We start from the raw sequence: 17,538 nt of genomic DNA on the forward strand, positions 1-17,538 counted from the left end.
CCTGTACTTCCCCCATGTTCGACATCGCCGTCTTCGGCTCTCTGTTCCTGACCCTTTTTGTCATCATGGATCCCCCTGGGATCACCCCGATCTTCCTCGCCCTGACCGCCGGGCGGCCGGCCAAGGTGCAGCGGCGGATGGCCTTCCAGGCCGTCTGTGTGGCGGGCGGGGTCATCGCCGTCTTCGGCGTCCTGAGCCACCAGATCCTGAACTACCTGCACGTGTCCGTGCCCGCGCTGATGATCGCGGGCGGGCTGCTGCTCCTGCTGATCGCGCTGGACCTGCTCACCGGCAAGACCGACGAGCCGAAGCAGACCAAGGACGTGAACGTGGCGCTCGTACCGCTGGGCATGCCGCTGCTGGCGGGGCCCGGTGCGATCGTGTCCGTGATCCTGGCCGTGCAGAAGGCCGACAGCGTGACCACGCAGCTCTCGGTGTGGTCCGCGATCCTCGCGATCCACGTGGTGCTGTGGCTGGTGATGCGTTACTCGCTGCTGATCATCCGGGTCATCAAGGACGGCGGCGTCGTGCTGGTGACGCGGCTCGCGGGCATGATGCTCTCCGCGATCGCCGTCCAGCAGATCATCAATGGCGTCACTCAGGTGATCCGGGGGAGCTGAGCCCTCGTCGGCTCGGCTCCCCCGGAAAGCTTGAGTGGCGAATGCCCGCCTGCGGGCTACGAGGCCTGGGTCTCGGCCGGGCGGATCCACAGGCGCTGTCCGATGGCGGCGGCCTGCTGAACGATCCGGTTGACGGAGGCGGCGTCCACGACGGTGCTGTCCACGGCGGTGCCGTCGACCTCGTCGAGTCGCATGATTTCGAAGCGCATGGGCTTCTCCCTTCGTCTGGTCATCCTCCTGCGGAGAACTACTTGGTGTGACGTCTGGTGTATCCAGCGTCGTACGTAGTCAACGCTCCTCTTGTTACGAACATTCCCTACGCTAAGGAAATTTTTCGAACGGCTAATTACCGACCGGTAAGCGACCCGGCGGGAACGGGCGAGGGACCCACTGGGACCGGTTGTGTTCGCACTGTGACCACCGGGACAATGGAGACGATGAACGACGACCTGGCCGCCCTCGGCGCCCGCATCGACCGAACGAACGAGCTGCTGGAACGCATGCTCGCCGAGGTGGCCAAGACGCCCTCGACCCATGCGATCTTCGTCGACGCGGGCTACCTGTACGCGGCCGCCGGCCGGCTGGTCGCCGGGACCGAGGACCGCCGCGCCTTCGACCTGGACGCCGAGGGCCTGATCGACGCCCTCATCGACAAGGCGCGCACGATCTTCGCGGACAGCCGGCTGCTGCGCGTGTACTGGTACGACGGCGCCCGGCGCCGCATCCACACCGCCGAGCAGCAGGTCATCGCCGAACTGCCCGACGTCAAGGTCCGCCTCGGCAACCTGAACGCCAACAACCAGCAGAAGGGCGTCGACTCGCTGATCCGGACCGACCTGGAGTCACTGGCGCGGCACCGCGCGATCAGCGACGCGGCCCTCCTCGGCGGCGACGAGGACCTGGTCTCGGCGGTCGAGGCGGCCCAGGGCTACGGCGCCCGCGTCCACCTCTGGGGCGTCGAGGCGCCCGAAGGCCGCAACCAGGCCGAGCCGTTGCTCTGGGAGGTCGACAGCCAGCGCACCTTCGACCTGGAGTTCTTCAAGCCGTACGTCTCCCGGCGCACGGCCGCCGCGTTCGAGGCCGCCGGCGGAGCCCGCCCCACCCGCGAGGACGTGCGCTTCGTCGGCGCCCAGATCGCGGCGCGATGGCTCGCCTCCCGGGGCCGCGAAGCGCTGGTCGAACTGTTCCCCGGCCACCCGTATCTGCCCGGCTCCGTCGACCAGGACCTGCTGGTCGAGGCCGAGGAACTGCTCCAGTACTCCCTGCGCGGCCAGGCGGACCTGCGGCGGGCGCTCAGGGACGGGTTCTGGGAGCATCTACAGTCGCAGTACTAGGCCGTTCGTCCTACCGCCGGCTGCCCGGAGCGCGCGTCGTCCCAGAAACCGGCGAGCGCGCGGGCCGTCTCCAGGGGGCGATCGGTGTTGGGTGAGTGCTCGGCACCCTCGATGACCGTCCGGCGCGCCTTCAGCCGTACCGCCATGTCGTCGAGCAGCGGCAGCGGCCAGGTGTCGTCCCGTGAACCCGACAGCACGTGGAACGGCATTGGCAGGGTCGCCAGTTCGGCGACGCGGTCGGGTTCCGTGCACAACTGCCGTCCCGTGGCGAGGAGTTGGGCGGGCTTGGTGCCCAGCCAGCGGCGCCGCAGGTCGTGCCGGTCGTCCAGGCCCGCGTCGAGCGCCGGTGTCTCCGTCTCCTCCGGCGTCTCCATCGCCTGGATCGTCTCCCACACCTCCGCCATGCTCAGCACCGCGAGCGCGTCCCGGAGCAGCTTCACGCGCTCCTGCTGGGGCGTCGAGATCTGCGCCGGGCCCGAGGCCATGAGGGTGAACGACAGGAAGGGGGTGTGGTCGAGCAGTACGGCCGCGCGCGCGATCTGGCCGCCGAGGGAGTGCCCCAGCAGATGCACCGGGCCACCGATCGCCTCGGCCTGCGCGAGCACGTCCCGCGCCAACTCGTCCTGCGCGTAGGCGGACTCGTCCGTCGCCGGTCCGTCCGACTCGAACTGGCCCCGCCCGTCCACGGCGACGGTCCGGTATCCGCGCTCGGCGAGCGGCGCGTGCAGCGGATTGAAGTCCTCCTTGCTGCCGGTGAACCCCGGCAGCAGCAGCGCCACGCCCTTCGGCTCGACACCGACGGCCACGGGCGCGTCGACCACGGCGAATTCACCGCCAGCCGTCCGAAGCGGGTACGCGCGGGCGCCGGGTGGCGGGACGAAGGTGGGGGGCCTGCTCATGGGGAGAGGTTATCGGGAGGGAACGCAGGGGGCGGGTTCCGGGTGGGGGCGGGTCGATGGCGTGGGGCCGGGGTCAACTGCCCCTGAGAACGCCGATGGCCGGGTCCACTGTCGTGAACCCGGCCATCGGACCGGCACATACGCTGCCGCCACCGCTCACGCGGCGCGGGATCAGGCCTCGCCGGCCTCCACGGCGGCCGTGGCCTTACGGGTCCGGCGCGGCTTGGGCGTCGTCTCCGCGCTCTCACCGGCCGCCTCGGCAGCGGACGCCGCGGTCTTGCGGGTCCGGCGCCGCGGCTTGACCTCCGGCTCCTCGGTGGCCTGCGCCGGAATCTCCGGAGCAGCCGCCTCGGCGACGGCCTTGCGGGTCCGTCGCGCCTTCGGAGCGGCGACCGCTTCCCCGTCGACCGCGTCCACGACGGCGGTCGCCGCCTTCCGGGTGCGACGCGGCTTGACCTCGGCCTCGGCGGCTTCCGGCTCGGCTGCGGTGGCCTTGCGGGTGCGGCGGGGCTTGGCCTCGGTGCCTTCGGCGGTGTCCACGGCGGCCTCGGCGGCTGCGGCGGTCTTGCGCGTGCGGCGGGGCTTGGCCTCGGCCTCGGCCGTCTCAGGCTCGGCAGCGGTGGTCTTGCGGGTGCGGCGCGGCTTGGCCTCGGCCTCCGCTTCGGTGGCCTCCGGTGCCGTGGCGGCCGTCTTGCGGGTGCGGCGGGGCTTGGTCTCGGTGCCTTCGGCGGTGTCCACGGCGGCCTCGGCGGCTGCGGCGGTCTTCCGGGTCCGGCGCGGCTTGACCTCGGCCTCGGCCGTCTCCGGCTCGGCTGCGGTGGCCTTGCGGGTGCGGCGGGGCTTGGTCTCGGTGCCTTCGGCGGTGTCCACGGCGGCTTCGGCGGCTGCGGCGGTCTTCCGGGTCCGGCGCGGCTTGGCCTCGGCCTCGGCCGTCTCCGGCTCGGCTGCGGTGGCCTTGCGGGTGCGGCGGGGCTTGGTCTCGGTGCCTTCGGCGGTGTCCACGGCGGCCTCGGCGGCTGCGGCGGTCTTCCGGGTCCGGCGCGGCTTCGCCTCGGTGGCCTCGGCCGTGTCCAGGGTCGACTCCGCCGGGGTGGCGGGCTCGGCCGCTTTGCGGGTGCGGCGGCGCGGCTTGGTCTCCGCGGCCGGAGCGGCCTCGGGGGCGGGTTCCGCCACCGGGCTGTCCGCGATCACGGACTCGGTCACGGGTTCGGCCACCGGGGCCTGGCTCACGGTCTCCTCGGTCACCGGCTCGGAAACCGGGGACTCGGCCGGGGCCGGGGCCACGGCGGACTCGGCCGACCTGCGGGTGCGGCGGCGGCGCGGCTTCTCCGGGGTGTCGAGGGCAGCGGGGCCCTCGACCGTGGTCACCGTCTCGACGGCGGCCTCGGGGGTCGTCGTCGGCGTGGCGGCGGCCGTCACCGGCTCCGCCGTTGCTCCGCCGCGCGTGCGGCGACGGCGGCGCGGGGTGCGGGTCCCGGCCGGGGTCTCCTCCGTACCGGAGGTCTCCGGGGCCGGCGCGGCCGGGGAGGCGTCCAGCGGGGTGCCACCGCGCATGCGGCGACGGCGGCGCGGCGTGCGTGCCGGACGCTCACGCTCGGCCGGGGCCGACTCGGCACGGTCACCGCGGTCACCGCGGTCAGCGCGGCCACCACGGCCACGCGCGCCCCGCCCGCCGGTCTCGCCCAGGTCCTCCAGCTCCTCCGCGTCCAGCCCGGCACGGGTCCGCTCCGAGCGCGGCAGGGTGCCCTTGGTGCCCTCGGGGATGCCGAGGTCGGAGAACAGGTGCGGGGAGCTCGAGTACGTCTCCACCGGGTCGTTGAAGTCCAGCTCCAGCGCCTTGTTGATCAGCTGCCAGCGCGGGATGTCGTCCCAGTCGACGAAGGTGATCGCCGTACCCTTGGCGCCCGCGCGGCCGGTGCGGCCGACGCGGTGCAGGTACGTCTTCTCGTCCTCGGGGGACTGGTAGTTGATGACGTGGGTGACGCCCTCGACGTCGATGCCGCGCGCGGCGACGTCGGTGCAGACGAGGACGTCGACCTTGCCGTTGCGGAAGGCCCGCAGGGCCTGCTCGCGGGCGCCCTGGCCGAGGTCGCCGTGGACCGCGCCGGAGGCGAACCCGCGGCGCTGGAGCTGCTCGGCGATGTCGGCGGCCGTGCGCTTGGTGCGGCAGAAGATCATCGCCAGCCCGCGGCCCTCGGCCTGAAGGATGCGGGCGACCATCTCCGGCTTGTCCATGTTGTGCGCGCGGTAGACGAACTGCTTGATGTTCGCGACCGTCACGCCCTCGTCGTCCGGCGCGGTGGCGCGGATGTGCGTGGGCCGGGACATGTAGCGGCGGGCGAGACCGATGACCGCGCCCGGCATCGTGGCCGAGAACAGCATGGTCTGGCGCTTGGCCGGCAGCATGTTGATGATCTTCTCGACGTCGGGCAGGAAGCCCAGGTCGAGCATCTCGTCGGCCTCGTCGAGGACCAGGCACTTGACGTGCTTCAGGTCGAGCTTCTTCTGGCCCGCGAGGTCGAGGAGGCGGCCCGGGGTGCCGACGACCACGTCGACGCCCTTCTTGAGGGCCTCCACCTGCGGCTCGTAGGCCCGGCCGCCGTAGATCGCGAGGACGCGCACGTTACGGACCTTGCCGGCCGTCAGCAGGTCGTTGGTGACCTGGGTGCACAGCTCGCGCGTGGGGACGACCACAAGGGCCTGCGGGGCGTCGGTGAGGGCCTCGGGGGCGGCGCGTCCGGCCTCGACGTCGGCGGGCACGGTGACGCGCTCGAGGAGCGGGAGGCCGAAGCCCAGCGTCTTGCCGGTGCCGGTCTTGGCCTGGCCGATGACGTCCGTGCCGGAAAGGGCGACGGGGAGCGTCATCTCCTGGATGGGGAAGGGGGTGATGATGCCGACGGCCTCCAGGGCCTCGGCGGTCTCGGGGAGGATTCCGAGTTCTCGAAACGTCGTAGTCAGGGTGCTGCCTCTTCTGTGTGCGCGGTGCGAGGCGAGCGAGCGGGGGTCATGTCTGACCGTGCCGGGGACGTCGGCTGCCGTACGGACGAACCACTCGGGCAAGCCGTATGACACGGGACCTCTGCCGACGCTCTAGCGCTCGTACCGCTGAGGGTTCCCTCCTGCCGTCGTACGATCACTGCCGTACGGCCTTGGAGGGCTGTCGGGTCGGAGCCGATCGGGCCACCGACCGGGCATCCTCATGCGTGCGGCCTGTCGGGAAACGTCGAGCATCGTCGACGCACTCTGGCAGGCGCATTACCACCATACCCCGGAATCGCGCACATGCGATGGCCGATTTGGTCACGTAGTCGTGGTCACACTGCTTGACCAGGGCTTGAGCGGAGCGTCAAGCGAGCTATTGTGCGCCTCATGACTAGCGCTGACAAGCCTGAGAACGCGTCCGCCGAACCCGCCGAACCCACCGGTGTCGCCGCCCAGGACTGGGCGCAGGCGTCCGCCGACCCGCAGTACCGCGCCGCGGTCGTGGACCTGCTCGGCGCGCTCGCGTACGGGGAGCTGGCGGCGTTCGAGCGGCTCGCGGAGGACGCCAAGCTGGCGCCGACCCTCGCGGACAAGGCGGAGCTGGCGAAGATGGCCTCGGCCGAGTTCCACCACTTCGAACGGCTGCGGGACCGGCTGACCGAGATCGGCGAGGAGCCCACGACCGCGATGGACCCGTTCGTCGCCGCGCTCGACGGCTTCCACAAGCAGACCGCGCCCTCGGACTGGCTGGAGGGCCTGGTCAAGGCGTACGTCGGCGACTCGATCGCGAGCGACTTCTACCGGGAGGTCGCGGCCCGGCTCGACTCCGACACGCGTGAGCTGGTGCTCGCCGTCCTGGACGACACCGGGCACGCGGGGTTCGCGGTGGAGAAGGTGCGGGCCGCCATCGACGCCGACCCCCGCGTGGGCGGCCGGCTGGCGCTGTGGGCGCGGCGGCTGATGGGGGAGGCGCTGTCGCAGTCCCAGCGGGTGGTCGCCGACCGGGACGCGCTGTCCACGATGCTCGTGGGCGGGGTGGCCGACGGGTTCGATCTCGCCGAGGTCGGCAGGATGTTCTCGCGGATCACCGAGGCTCACACGAAGCGGATGGCTGCGCTGGGCTTGGCGGCGTAGCGCTGCGTGGGGGCGGGGCCTGTCGTCTCGCGGCCGCGGGTGCGTCGTGGTTGCTCGCGCAGTTCCCCGCGCCCCTTCGGGGCGCAGCCCTCACGCCGTCGCTGATCGGCGGCGGAGGCGGCCCGCGGGGCGGAGGAGCAGGGACAGGGACGCGACCGAGATGATCGCGGCGCCCAGGAGGCTGAGCAGGGCGGTGCCGGGGCCCAGGGCGGTGTGGGTGACGAAGTCGCCGAAGAGGGCTCCGGCGATGCCCGTGCAGTACACCAGCGGGCGGGCCGGCAGCCGGTGGGCGAGGCGGTGGGTCGCCGCCCACGCGAGGATCAGACCGAGCACGGCGGAGCCGAGTGCTTCGAGGATCATGTCGGGGGTCCCTCCCACGGCCGGTCTGGCTCGACGGTCGTAGCCCGTCATACCCGTGACCTGCGAATTGCAATCCTGCGCTGTGAAGGACCTGTGCTCCGTTCGTGTGCGCGTCACGCGGAAGGGCCCGGCGGCACACGGCCGCCGGGCCCTTCTCGCGACCACGGCCTAGAGCGCGCCGAAACCGACCTTGCGCACGGTCGGCTCGCCGATCTCCACGTACGCCAGACGGTCCGTCGGCACGAGGACCTTGCGGCCCTTCTCGTCCTGGAGGCTGAGCAGCCCCGTCTTGCCGGCCAGCGCCTCGGCCACCACGCGCTCGACCTCCTCGACGCTCTGACCGCTCTCCAGAACGATCTCGCGGGGCGCGTGCTGCACGCCGATCTTGACCTCCACGGCTATGTCCCTCCGACGGTCAGTGATGTGCGCGATCTTCCGCGCCCTACGCTGCACACATTAGCCCGGTGAGGGGACGTACACGCTGCGGGCCGGAACGCCAGGAGCGAACACCGCGCGGGAACAAACGGCCGTCAGTGGTGATCGCTGCCGTGCAGCGGGAAACCGGCGATGCCCCGCCAGGCCAGCGAGGTCAGCAGCTGCACCGCCTGGTCGCGCGGCACGCTGCGGTCGCTGTGCAGCCAGGAGCGGGCGACGACCTGGGCGAGTCCGCCGAGACCGGAGGCGAGCAGCATCGACTCCGCGCGCGAGAGGCCCGTGTCCTCGGCGATGACGTCGCAGATCGCCTCGGCGCACTCGTTGGTGACCTTGTCCACGCGCTCGCGCACCGCGGGCTCGTTCGTCAGGTCCGACTCGAAGACCAGCCGGAAGGCCCCGCCGTCGTCCTCGACGTAGGCGAAGTACGCGTCCATCGTCGCCCGGACGCGCTGCTTGTTGTCGGTCGTCGACGCCAGCGCGCCGCGCACCGCCTGGATCAGCGACTCGCAGTGCTGGTCCAGCAGGGCGAGGTAGAGATCGAGCTTGCCGGGGAAGTGCTGGTAGAGCACCGGCTTGCTCACTCCGGCCCGCTCGGCGATGTCGTCCATCGCCGCCGCGTGGTAGCCCTGCGCGACGAAAACCTCCTGAGCGGCGCCCAGCAACTGGTTCCGCCGGGCTCGGCGCGGCAGACGGGTGCCCCGTGGGCGTGCCGCCTCAGTTTGCTCGATGGCTGTCACGCCGCCTCCCAAAGTCGTCCACATGCGGTGTCGGCCGCGCGGCCATCGTACTTTTCGGTAACCGTGGTGTGCGCGGTGCGAGCGCAGAATTTCACGTACCGGACGGGTGCGAAAGCCGTACGGCCCGCCGGACGGGGCCGGGCGGGGCCCGCGCGGTCCTGCGAGGTCAGCGGTGAAAGTCCTTCGTCGGCGCGGTGGCGGCCGTCGTCACGGCGGTGGAGCGGTGGCGGCCGTCGGCGGCGCGGCTAGCGGTAGTCGTCCTCGTCGAGCGAGACCACGCGCGCCTGTTCGACGAGGTCGGCCTCGTTCCCCCGGGCCGGGTCCACGCCCGTCAGGGGGTCGTCACGGTCCGGTGCGATGTCCGCGTGCTGCTCGGCGGCGTCCACCTCGGGCGCCTCGACGTTCCTCTCCACTGCCGCATCGGCCTCCAGGTCCTCGATGTCCTCGATCGCGTCGGGCTCGGTGGGGTCATAGGCCATGGTGGGCTCCCTTCCTACGAACGTCCCCGGAAGCGGCAGGGGCCACACGCGGGTGCCCTCTGTACGAGCCTAGGAGACAGCTGATCCGGACGCCATGCCGTCAGGCCCGTTCGATGCCCGGTTCTCCGGATCCGGACGGTTCACTCTGTGACGGCGAACACATCATTCTCGGCGTGATCACCTCGTAACATTGCCGCATGTCTTCGACCGAGTCGCCCTCCCTGCCGGCCGCCAGTGTGCTCCCCAGGGTGGCGCCCGTCCGGGTCGGCGAGGGCGAGCGGGTGCGATCCGTGGGCCTGCCCGGCGTCACCCTGACGGTCCGTTCCCGGCCCCCCGCGCGCGAGGGCCTGCCGCCCGCGCTGTACGTCCACGGGCTCGGCGGTTCCTCGCAGAACTGGTCGTCGCTCATGGCCGAGCTGGACGGCATCGTCGACGGCGAGGCGGTCGACCTCCCGGGCTTCGGCGACTCCCCGCCCCCGGACGACGGCGACTACTCCGTCACCGGGCACGCGCGCGCGGTGATCCGTCATCTCGACGCGGCCGGCCGCGGCCCGGTCCACCTCTTCGGCAACTCGCTCGGCGGCGCGATCGCCACGCGCGTGGCCGCCGTACGCCCCGACCTGGTCCGCACGCTCACGCTCGTCTCGCCCGCCCTGCCCGAGCTGCGGGTGCAGCGCACCGCGGTGCCGACCGCGCTGCTCGGCGTACCCGGCATCGCCGCCCTCTTCACCCGGCTCACCAAGGAGTGGACGGCCGAACAGCGCGTACGCGGCGTCATGGCGCTCTGCTACGGCGACCCGGGGAAGGTCTCGCCGGAGGCGTTCCAGCACGCCGTGGAGGAACTGGAGCGGCGGCTGCGGCTGCCGTACTTCTGGGACGCGATGACGCGCTCCGCGCGCGGGATCGTCAACGCCTACACGCTCGGCGGGCAGCACGGACTGTGGCGCCAGGCCGAGCGGGTGCTGGCCCCCACGCTGCTGATCTACGGCGGCCGGGACCAGCTGGTCGGCTTCCGCATGGCCCGCAAGGCCGCCCGCGCCTTCCGCGACTCCCGGCTGCTGTCCCTGCCGGACGCCGGGCATGTGGCGATGATGGAGTACCCCGACGTGGTGGCCGGCGCGTTCCGGGAGCTGCTCGCGCAGACGGCCGGCTCCGGCGAGGACGCCCGCGCGGCCGTCACGGGCGCGAGGAGCTGAGGTCCGGGGTGGGACGCCACAGCCGCCGCGGACCGGCCCCGAAGGGCGATTCCGCGGACATAGCCGCACGGCGGGGGGAGCGGCGCGCGCGCTCCGAGGACGGGCGCGGTGCGCGCCCCGAGGGCGACAGGGGCGACAGAGACGACAGGGGCGGCGCGGCCCGGCTGCCGGGGGGTGGCCCCGTGGGTGCGCCTCGCCCGCCTGACGGCACTCCGGCGCGCGGTGTGCCGGGATTCCCGGACGGCACTCCGGTCCAGGGCATGCCGAGACTCCCCGGCGGGACCCCGACGCACGGCGTGCCGAGGTTCCCCGGAGCCCCGTCGGCGCGGGGCACGCGGGGTGGGCATCCCGAGCAGCGGGAAGCAGGCGGGGGCTGGGGGGAGTTCGCCGGGCGGTCGGGCGGCACCGGCGGGCCCGGTGTCGTGTTGCCCCGGCAGCGGCAGGCGGAGCCGGGCGCCCCGGGTCCGGGTGGGTCGCGGCGCCGCTCCGGGCCCCGGCAGGAGTACCTGGAAGCCTTCGACGGCTCCGGAGGCCGCACCCGGGACAGCGGGAACGCCGAGGCCTCCGGGCCCGGCGCCGGTGTGCCCGCGCAGCGGGGCGGCAACAAGGGGTGGGCCTTCACCGGCATCGCGGCGGCCGCCGTCACCACCGTGCTCGCGGTGGTCGTCGCCGGGCAGGTGACCAACGGGCAGGACGACGCCGACGCGCGGTCGCGGTCCGCCGCGGACCAGGCCGGGGAGGCGCGTCTTCCCGGTGACGTCCCGGGCGCGCCGACGCCCTCGGCCATACCGAGTCCGGTGACGCTGACGTACGACCAGAAGATGGGCAAGAAGTATCCGCTGAGCGCCACGCTGAAGGGCTCGGGGAAGTTCGACGCCGTGCCCGGGTTCGACAAGGCACCCGGCACCGGGCAGAAGTACCGGTACCGCGTCGATGTCGAGCAGGGGCTCGGCCTGGACGGCGCGCTGTTCGCCGAGGCCGTGCAGCAGACCCTGAACGACAAGCGCAGCTGGGCCCATGGCGGCGCCCGTACCTTCGAGCGGATCTCCTCCGGCAAGCCGGACTTCGTGATCACGCTGGCCAGCCCCGGCACCACGGCGAAGTGGTGCGCCAAGTCGGGCCTGGACACCACGGAGGACAACGTTTCCTGCGACTCGGCCGCGACCGAACGCGTGATGATCAATGCGTACCGGTGGGCTCAAGGAAGCAGGACATACGGTGACCGGATCCATGCGTACCGGCAAATGTTGATCAACCATGAAGTCGGCCACCGGCTCGGCCATGGACACGTCAGCTGCCAGAAGGACGGCGAGCTGGCGCCCGTCATGCAGCAGCAGACCAAGTTCCTGGACCATGACGGAATCCACTGCCGGCCCAACCCCTGGCCCTATCCCGGGAGTTGACAGGCTCCTCTTATGTCGCATTGACATGAGCCGTACGGTCGTACATATTTCTGCCCATGTGGTCTAGTCATGCCGTCTGTAGCAGCGCCGCCATCGAGCTGGCGCTCATCGGCGTGACCGCGCTCTGCGTGGCCGACATCCACTGTCGCTGACGCCGCCTCCCCGGCGTTCGCGTCGCGACCCTTTTCTCCCTTTCGTCCGTGACCGTGTCACGGACTTTTCGACGACCCGGCGCCGGGGCCGACGTCTGTTCGCAGGCGTCTCATTCCTCGTCCACATGTCTCACCAGTCGAGAAACCCTCGACCAATCCGCCACGTCACCCCGAGAGGTCGTCATTCCGATGCGTCAACCGTCCGTCATAGCGCGCCGCGTGGCAGCGGCATCCGTCAGCCTGGTCGTGGCAGCGGGCGCCGCCGCCTGCGGCCCGGAGGACAGCGATGCCAAGGGCTCCGGTGGCGACTCCACGCCCCACAAGGGCGGCACGCTCACGGTCCTGAACTCCCAGCCGCAGTCCGACTTCGACCCGGCGCGGCTGTACACCTCCGGCGGCGGAAACGTTCCCTCGCTGGTCTTCCGCACCCTCACCACGCGCAACCGCGAGAACGGCGCGGCCGGCGCCGAGGTCGTCCCGGACCTCGCCACCGACACCGGGCGCCCCAACAAGGACGCGACCGTGTGGACGTACACCCTGAAGAAGGGCCTGAAGTACGAGGACGGCACGCCGATCACCTCGGCCGACGTCAAGTACGGCATCGAGCGGTCCTTCGCCCCCGAACTCTCCGGCGGCGCCCCCTACTTGCGGGACTGGCTGGTCGGCGCCGCCGACTACCAGGGGCCGTACAAGGACAAGAAGGGCCTGTCCGCGATCGAGACGCCGGACTCCCGGACGATCGTCTTCCACCTGAACAAGCCCGAGGGCGAGTTCCCGTACCTCGCCACCCAGACGCAGTTCACCCCGGTGCCCAGGAGCAAGGACACGGGCACCAAGTACGAGTCGCACCCGGTCTCGTCCGGCCCGTACAAGGTCGTCAAGAACGAGAACGACGGCGAGCACCTCGTCCTGGAGCGCAACACCCACTGGTCGGCGGCGACCGACGAGGAGCGCAAGGCGTACCCGGACACGATCGACGTGCGCTCCGGCCTCGACTCCTCGGTGATCAACCAGCGGCTGTCCGCGTCCCAGGGTGCGGACGCCGCCGCCGTCACCACGGACACCAACCTCGGCCCGGCCGAACTCGCGAAGGTGACCGGCGACAAGGAGCTGGCCGCGCGCGTGGGCACCGGCCACTTCGGCTACACGAACTACCTCGCCTTCAACCCGAAGGTGAAGCCGTTCGACAACCCCAAGGTGCGCCAGGCGGTCGCCTACGCCATCGACCGGTCCTCCGTGGTCAACGCGGCCGGCGGCAGTGCCCTCGCCGAGCCCGCCACCACCTTCCTGCCGAACCAGAAGTCCTTCGGCCACACGCCGTACGACCCGTTCCCGGCGGGCGAGTCCGGCAACCCGGCGAAGGCCAGGGAACTGCTGAAGCAGGCCGGCTACCCGAGCGGCCTCACCCTCACGCTGACCCACTCCAACAACAAGGACTTCGAGACCAGCCCGGAGATCGCCACCGCCGTCCAGGACGCGCTCAAGAAGGCCGGCATCACGGTCAGGCTTCAGGGCCTGGAGGACAACGACTACCGGGACAAGATCCACAGCGTGAAGACCGAGCCCGGTCTCTTCCTCGCCCACTGGGGTGCCGACTGGCCCTCCGGCGGCCCCTTCCTCGCCCCGATCTTCGACGGCCGGCAGATCGTCAAGGACGGAGCGAACTTCAACACGGGCCAGCTCAACGACAAGTCGGTCAATGACGAGATTGACGCGATCAACAAGTTGACCGACCTTGACGCCGCCGCCCAGCGGTGGGGCGCACTGGACAAGAAGATCGGCGACAAGGCCCTCGTCGTGCCGCTGTTCCACCCGGTCTACAAGCGCCTGTACGGCAAGGACGTCAAGAACATCGTGATCAGCGACTGGACCGGCGTCCTGGACATCTCCCAGGTCGCGGTGAAGTAGCGCCGTGAGCGAGGCACTTGCCGCCGTCGAGACCGCCGGGACGGGCATCTCCGTCCCGGCGGTCTCGGGGGCACGTCAGTTCTGGCGGCGGCTGCGGGCGCAGCGCGCCGCCCTGGTCGCCGCGGCCGTCGTCGCGCTGCTCGTCCTGGTCGCGCTCGCCGCGCCGCTGCTCACCGCGCTGGAGGGCCAGGACCCCACCACCTACCACCCCACCCTGATCGACTCCGCGCGCGGAGGCGTGCCCATCGGCTCCCTCGGCGGCGTCGGCGCCGACCACTGGCTGGGCGTCGAACCGCAGACCGGACGGGACATGTTCGCCCGGCTGGTCTACGGCGCCCGGGTGTCGCTCGGGGTGGCGCTCGCGGCGACGGTGGTGCAGGTCGCCATCGGGGTCGCGGCCGGTGTGGCCTCCGCGCTCGGCAACCGATGGGTTGATCAACTGTTGAGCCGGGCCACGGACGTCATCGTCTCGATGCCGTTGATGATCATGTCGTTGGCGCTGCTGGCCATCGTGCCCTCCAGCTTCCCCCGGCCGGTCCTGGTCACCCTCGTCATCGGCCTGATCGCCTGGGGCAACATCGCGAAGATCGTACGGGCCCAGACCCTCTCCCTGAAGGGCCTCGACTACGTCTCCGCCGCCCGGCTGAGCGGCTGGGGCACCTGGCGGGTCGCGCGCCGGGAACTCCTGCCCGGCCTCGCCGCGCCCGTCATCACGTACGCCGCGCTGCTGGTGCCCACGAACATCTCCGTGGAGGCGGCGCTGTCCTTCCTCGGCGTCGGCGTGAAGCCGCCCACGCCGTCCTGGGGCCAGATGCTGACCGCCGCGGACGTCTGGTACCAGGCCGCGCCCCAGTACCTGCTGCTGCCGGCCGGTGCCCTGTTCGTCACCGTTCTCGCCCTCACCGTCCTCGGTGACGGCGTGCGCACCGCCCTCGATCCGCGCGCCGCTTCCCGCCTGCGCGTCGGCACCGGCAGCAAGGACTCCACGGCGACCGGGACCGCGACCGAGAAGGAGGCCTCCGCATGAGCGGCTTCGGCGGATTCCTGCTGCGCCGTGCCGCCGGCACGGTCGTCACCCTGCTCGCCATCTCGGTGATCGTCTACGTCGTCTTCTACGTCACCCCCGGCAACGTCGCCCAGATCACCTGCGGCCCCCGCTGCTCGCCGGAACAGGTGCACCAGGTCGCCGAGCAGCTGAAACTGGGCGACCCCCTGTACCTGCGCTACTGGCACTTCCTCCAGGGGCTGTTCGCCGGCCAGGACTTCTCCACGGGCACCTCGGTGGAGCACTGCGCCGCGCCCTGCCTGGGGCAGTCGTACCAGACCGATCAGCAGGTCCTGGACATCATCCTGGCGAAGCTGCCGGTCAGCGTGTCGCTGGTCCTCGGTGCCATGGTGCTGTGGCTCCTCCTCGGCATCGGCACCGGCGTGCTGTCCGCCTGGCGACGCGGCCGGGTCTCCGAGCGCGTGCTGACCGCCGTCACCCTCGCGGGCACGGCCACGCCCGTCTTCGTCATCGGCCTCGTGCTGATGATCGTCGTCTGCGGCGAACTGCAACTGCTGCCCTTCCCGCAGTACGTGAACTTCTCGGACGACCCCGAGCAATGGGCATGGAACCTCCTGTTGCCCTGGCTCTCGCTCGCCCTGATCGAGGCGGCCGTCTTCGCCCGCCTGACCCGCGCGGCCATGCTGGAGACCCTCGCCGAGGACCACATCCGCACCTTCCGCGCGTACGGCGTCGCGGAGCGCTCCGTCGTCGGCCGGCACGCCCTGCGCGGCGCCCTGGCGCCCGTGATCGCGCTGAACGCCAACAACGTGGGTTCCGCCGTCGGCGGCGCCGTCCTCACCGAGACCCTCTTCGGCCTGCCCGGCATCGGCCAGGAGCTGGTGCACGCGGTGAAGGTCGTCGACCTGCCGGTGGTCGTCGGCATGGTCCTGGTGACCGGCTTCTTCGTGGTCCTCGCCAACGCCGTCGCGGACGTCCTGTACGCGGTGGCCGACCGACGGGTGGTACTCGCATGAGCCTGGTGGAAGCGGCGGACACGAGCATGGAAGCGGCGGGCGGGAGCCTGGTGGAGGTGACGGACCTGACCGTCGAGTTCGGCGCTCTGCGCGCCGTCGACGGGCTCTCCTTCCGCCTGGCCAAGGGCGCCGCCCTGGCGCTGGTCGGCGAGTCCGGCTCCGGCAAGTCCACCGTCGCGGGCGCCCTGCTGGGCCTGCACCGGGGCACCGGAGCCCGGGTCGGCGGTTCGGTGCGGGTGGCCGGCACCGACGTACAGGCGGCCTCCGACGAGGAGCTGCGCCGGATGCGCGGCGCCAAGGCCGCCATGGTGTTCCAGGACCCGCTGTCCTCGCTCGACCCGTACTACGCGATCGGCGACCAGATCGCGGAGGTCCATCGCGTCCACACGCGCGTGTCGCGCCGCGCCGCACGCGCGCGTGCCGTGGAGGTGCTGGAGAGGGTGGGAATTCCGGACGCGGCACGGCGGTCCCGGTCCCGCCCGCACGAGTTCAGCGGCGGCATGCGCCAGCGCGCCCTCATCGCCATGGCCCTCGCCTGCGAGCCGGAGCTGCTGATCGCCGACGAGCCGACCACCGCCCTCGACGTCACCGTCCAGGCGCAGATCGTCGACCTGCTGCACGGGCTGCGCGAGGAGACCGGCATGGGCCTGCTGCTCGTCACCCACGACGTGGGCGTGGCCGCCGAGAGCGTGGACGACGTCCTCGTCATGCGGCACGGCCGGGCCGTCGAGCGCGGCCCGGTCGGTGCGATCCTCGCGGCGCCCGCCGAGCCGTACACCCGCGAACTGCTCGACGCCGTCCCGCGCGTGGACGCCCGCCGCACCGGCTCCCCGGCCACTGACGAGGTCGTGCTGGAGGCCACCGGCGTGCGGCGCGAGTTCGGGCGCGGAAAGCGGGCGTTCGCGGCCGTGGACGACGTCTCGGTGTCCGTCCGGCGCGGGGAGACCCTCGGCGTGGTCGGCGAGAGCGGCAGCGGCAAGACCACGCTCGGCCGCATGCTCGTCGGACTGCTGGAGCCCACCGCCGGGGAGATCCGCTACGAAGGGCGCCCGCACACCGGCGTGAACCCGTCCGTCCAGATGGTCTTCCAGGACCCCGTCTCCTCCCTCAACCCGCGCCGCAGCGTCGGCGAGTCCATCGCCGACCCGCTCCGCGCGCGGGGCGAACGCGACGAGAAACACATCCGGGGGCGCGTGACGGAACTGCTGGAGCGCGTGGGGCTCGAAGGGGCGCACTACGACCGCTATCCGCACGAGTTCAGCGGCGGACAGCGCCAGCGCATCGGCATCGCGCGGGCGCTCGCCGCCGAGCCGCGCGCCATCGTGTGCGACGAGCCCGTCTCCGCGCTCGACGTCACCACGCAGGCGCAGGTGGTCGCCCTGCTCGGCGAACTCCAGCGGGAACTCGGCCTCGCGCTGGTCTTCATCGCGCACGACCTCGCCGTCGTCCGCCAGGTCAGCGACCAGGTCGCGGTGATGCGGCGCGGCAGGCTCGTCGAGTACGGTCCCGCCGACGAGGTGTACGACAGCCCGCGCGAGCCGTACACCAAGCAGCTCCTGGCCGCCGTACCCGCGCTCGACCCGGAGCTGGCGGCCCGCCGGCGCGCCGCCCGGCGCGAACCGGCAGTGGCGTAGTGCCGTAGTGCCCCAGCGGTCGGCAGGGGCACGCGCCCCGGGTGGCGTAACGTTTCGCGCTCGCACGATCACTGTCTGATCCCTTAGCGCGACAGAACGCGACCCGCACGCGAAAGTTACGACCGTTCACCCCTTTTGGTGGGGGGGGGGGGGGAAAACCCCCCCCCCCCCCCCCCCCCCCCCCCCCTCCCTCCCCCCCCCCCCCCCCCCCCCCCCCCCCCCCCCCCCCCCCCCCCCCCCCCC

At 72.0% G+C, this 17,538-nt stretch carries 17 protein-coding genes; 10 read left to right on the forward strand and 7 right to left on the reverse strand.

The window, feature by feature from the left end; genetic code table 11:
* Nucleotides 1-14: 14 nt before the first annotated feature.
* Entirely contained in the window at nt 15-620 is a 606-nt protein-coding gene (locus ACZ4WH_RS34470) for a MarC family protein (protein WP_468188248.1), read from the forward strand.
* A 56-nt stretch (nt 621-676) separates the two neighbouring features.
* Here ACZ4WH_RS34470 and ACZ4WH_RS34475 read toward each other — a convergent pair whose 3' ends face one another.
* Entirely contained in the window at nt 677-829 is a 153-nt protein-coding gene (locus ACZ4WH_RS34475; protein ID WP_167345759.1) for a hypothetical protein, read from the reverse strand.
* 219 nt (nt 830-1,048) lie between these two features.
* On the opposite strand from ACZ4WH_RS34475, the gene ACZ4WH_RS34480 reads away from it, so the two are divergent.
* Nucleotides 1,049-1,954: an NYN domain-containing protein gene (locus ACZ4WH_RS34480; protein ID WP_468188272.1), complete on the forward strand. Its 906-nt coding sequence runs from the start codon at nt 1,049-1,051 to the stop codon at nt 1,952-1,954.
* On the opposite strand, the gene ACZ4WH_RS34485 is transcribed toward ACZ4WH_RS34480, so the two are convergent.
* Nucleotides 1,951-2,853 (reverse strand): alpha/beta fold hydrolase, encoded by a 903-nt coding sequence (locus ACZ4WH_RS34485; RefSeq protein ID WP_468188250.1) that lies wholly within the window; start codon nt 2,851-2,853, stop codon nt 1,951-1,953. The genes ACZ4WH_RS34480 and ACZ4WH_RS34485 overlap by 4 nt on opposite strands.
* Before the next feature lie 171 nt (nt 2,854-3,024).
* On the reverse strand, nt 3,025-5,718 hold the full coding sequence (locus ACZ4WH_RS34490) for a DEAD/DEAH box helicase (RefSeq protein ID WP_468188274.1): 2,694 nt from the start codon (nt 5,716-5,718) through the stop codon (nt 3,025-3,027).
* A 504-nt stretch (nt 5,719-6,222) separates the two neighbouring features.
* Between ACZ4WH_RS34490 and ACZ4WH_RS34495 the strand changes: the two genes are divergently transcribed.
* Nucleotides 6,223-6,969, forward strand: coding sequence for a ferritin-like fold-containing protein (locus ACZ4WH_RS34495; RefSeq protein WP_468188252.1), 747 nt, complete (start codon nt 6,223-6,225; stop codon nt 6,967-6,969).
* 90 nt (nt 6,970-7,059) lie between these two features.
* On the opposite strand, the gene ACZ4WH_RS34500 is transcribed toward ACZ4WH_RS34495, so the two are convergent.
* From ACZ4WH_RS34500 to ACZ4WH_RS34515, 4 genes are all read right to left on the reverse strand, one after another.
* Nucleotides 7,060-7,329, reverse strand: a complete 270-nt coding sequence (locus ACZ4WH_RS34500) for a hypothetical protein (RefSeq protein WP_468188254.1) — start codon at nt 7,327-7,329, stop codon at nt 7,060-7,062.
* Between the two features lie 168 nt (nt 7,330-7,497).
* Nucleotides 7,498-7,725, reverse strand: a complete 228-nt coding sequence (locus ACZ4WH_RS34505) for a DUF3107 domain-containing protein (protein ID WP_030649699.1) — start codon at nt 7,723-7,725, stop codon at nt 7,498-7,500.
* Between the two features lie 134 nt (nt 7,726-7,859).
* Nucleotides 7,860-8,501: a TetR/AcrR family transcriptional regulator gene (locus ACZ4WH_RS34510; protein WP_468188256.1), complete on the reverse strand. Its 642-nt coding sequence runs from the start codon at nt 8,499-8,501 to the stop codon at nt 7,860-7,862.
* Between the two features lie 245 nt (nt 8,502-8,746).
* Nucleotides 8,747-8,980 (reverse strand): hypothetical protein, encoded by a 234-nt coding sequence (locus ACZ4WH_RS34515; RefSeq protein ID WP_468188258.1) that lies wholly within the window; start codon nt 8,978-8,980, stop codon nt 8,747-8,749.
* A 197-nt stretch (nt 8,981-9,177) separates the two neighbouring features.
* Here ACZ4WH_RS34515 and ACZ4WH_RS34520 point away from each other — a divergent pair, with 197 nt between their 5' ends.
* The 7 genes from ACZ4WH_RS34520 (at nt 9,178) to ACZ4WH_RS34550 (ending at nt 17,295) form a co-directional block, all read left to right on the forward strand.
* Nucleotides 9,178-10,176: an alpha/beta fold hydrolase gene (locus tag ACZ4WH_RS34520; protein ID WP_468188260.1), complete on the forward strand. Its 999-nt coding sequence runs from the start codon at nt 9,178-9,180 to the stop codon at nt 10,174-10,176.
* Nucleotides 10,177-10,340: 164 nt separating this feature from the next.
* Nucleotides 10,341-11,579, forward strand: a complete 1,239-nt coding sequence (locus ACZ4WH_RS34525; RefSeq protein ID WP_468188276.1) for a DUF3152 domain-containing protein — start codon at nt 10,341-10,343, stop codon at nt 11,577-11,579.
* A gap of 56 nt (nt 11,580-11,635) precedes the next feature.
* A complete protein-coding gene (locus tag ACZ4WH_RS34530) occupies nt 11,636-11,731 on the forward strand; it encodes an Ms4533A family Cys-rich leader peptide (RefSeq protein ID WP_309550493.1) in 96 nt (31 codons plus the stop codon).
* A 189-nt stretch (nt 11,732-11,920) separates the two neighbouring features.
* Nucleotides 11,921-13,639, forward strand: coding sequence for an ABC transporter substrate-binding protein (locus ACZ4WH_RS34535; RefSeq protein ID WP_468188262.1), 1,719 nt, complete (start codon nt 11,921-11,923; stop codon nt 13,637-13,639).
* 4 nt (nt 13,640-13,643) lie between these two features.
* Nucleotides 13,644-14,666 (forward strand): ABC transporter permease, encoded by a 1,023-nt coding sequence (locus ACZ4WH_RS34540; RefSeq protein WP_468188264.1) that lies wholly within the window; start codon nt 13,644-13,646, stop codon nt 14,664-14,666.
* Complete coding sequence (locus ACZ4WH_RS34545) at nt 14,663-15,661, forward strand: ABC transporter permease (RefSeq protein WP_468188266.1); 999 nt, start codon at nt 14,663-14,665, stop codon at nt 15,659-15,661. Before ACZ4WH_RS34540 ends, ACZ4WH_RS34545 begins: the two co-directional genes overlap by 4 nt.
* Nucleotides 15,658-17,295, forward strand: a complete 1,638-nt coding sequence (locus tag ACZ4WH_RS34550) for a dipeptide ABC transporter ATP-binding protein (protein WP_468188268.1) — start codon at nt 15,658-15,660, stop codon at nt 17,293-17,295. The genes ACZ4WH_RS34545 and ACZ4WH_RS34550 overlap by 4 nt, the downstream gene beginning before the upstream one ends.
* The last annotated feature ends 243 nt before the right edge of the window (nt 17,296-17,538 follow it).

This window comes from Streptomyces sp. NPDC029138, assembly GCF_055564375.1.

What these genes read in the sequence shown, in the direction of transcription:
- ACZ4WH_RS34495 (WP_468188252.1), top strand. Translation starts at nt 6,223, where the DNA reads ATGACTAGCGCTGACAAGCCTGAGAACGCGTCCGCCGAACCCGCCGAA.
- ACZ4WH_RS34500 (WP_468188254.1), bottom strand. Translation starts at nt 7,329, where the DNA reads ATGATCCTCGAAGCACTCGGCTCCGCCGTGCTCGGTCTGATCCTCGCG.
- ACZ4WH_RS34485 (WP_468188250.1), bottom strand. Translation starts at nt 2,853, where the DNA reads ATGAGCAGGCCCCCCACCTTCGTCCCGCCACCCGGCGCCCGCGCGTAC.
- ACZ4WH_RS34490 (WP_468188274.1), bottom strand. Translation starts at nt 5,718, where the DNA reads ATGACGCTCCCCGTCGCCCTTTCCGGCACGGACGTCATCGGCCAGGCC.
- ACZ4WH_RS34470 (WP_468188248.1), top strand. Translation starts at nt 15, where the DNA reads ATGTTCGACATCGCCGTCTTCGGCTCTCTGTTCCTGACCCTTTTTGTC.
- ACZ4WH_RS34550 (WP_468188268.1), top strand. Translation starts at nt 15,658, where the DNA reads ATGAGCCTGGTGGAAGCGGCGGACACGAGCATGGAAGCGGCGGGCGGG.
- ACZ4WH_RS34480 (WP_468188272.1), top strand. Translation starts at nt 1,049, where the DNA reads ATGGAGACGATGAACGACGACCTGGCCGCCCTCGGCGCCCGCATCGAC.
- ACZ4WH_RS34520 (WP_468188260.1), top strand. Translation starts at nt 9,178, where the DNA reads ATGTCTTCGACCGAGTCGCCCTCCCTGCCGGCCGCCAGTGTGCTCCCC.
- ACZ4WH_RS34545 (WP_468188266.1), top strand. Translation starts at nt 14,663, where the DNA reads ATGAGCGGCTTCGGCGGATTCCTGCTGCGCCGTGCCGCCGGCACGGTC.
- ACZ4WH_RS34475 (WP_167345759.1), bottom strand. Translation starts at nt 829, where the DNA reads ATGCGCTTCGAAATCATGCGACTCGACGAGGTCGACGGCACCGCCGTG.
- ACZ4WH_RS34515 (WP_468188258.1), bottom strand. Translation starts at nt 8,980, where the DNA reads ATGGCCTATGACCCCACCGAGCCCGACGCGATCGAGGACATCGAGGAC.
- ACZ4WH_RS34535 (WP_468188262.1), top strand. Translation starts at nt 11,921, where the DNA reads ATGCGTCAACCGTCCGTCATAGCGCGCCGCGTGGCAGCGGCATCCGTC.
- ACZ4WH_RS34530 (WP_309550493.1), top strand. Translation starts at nt 11,636, where the DNA reads ATGTGGTCTAGTCATGCCGTCTGTAGCAGCGCCGCCATCGAGCTGGCG.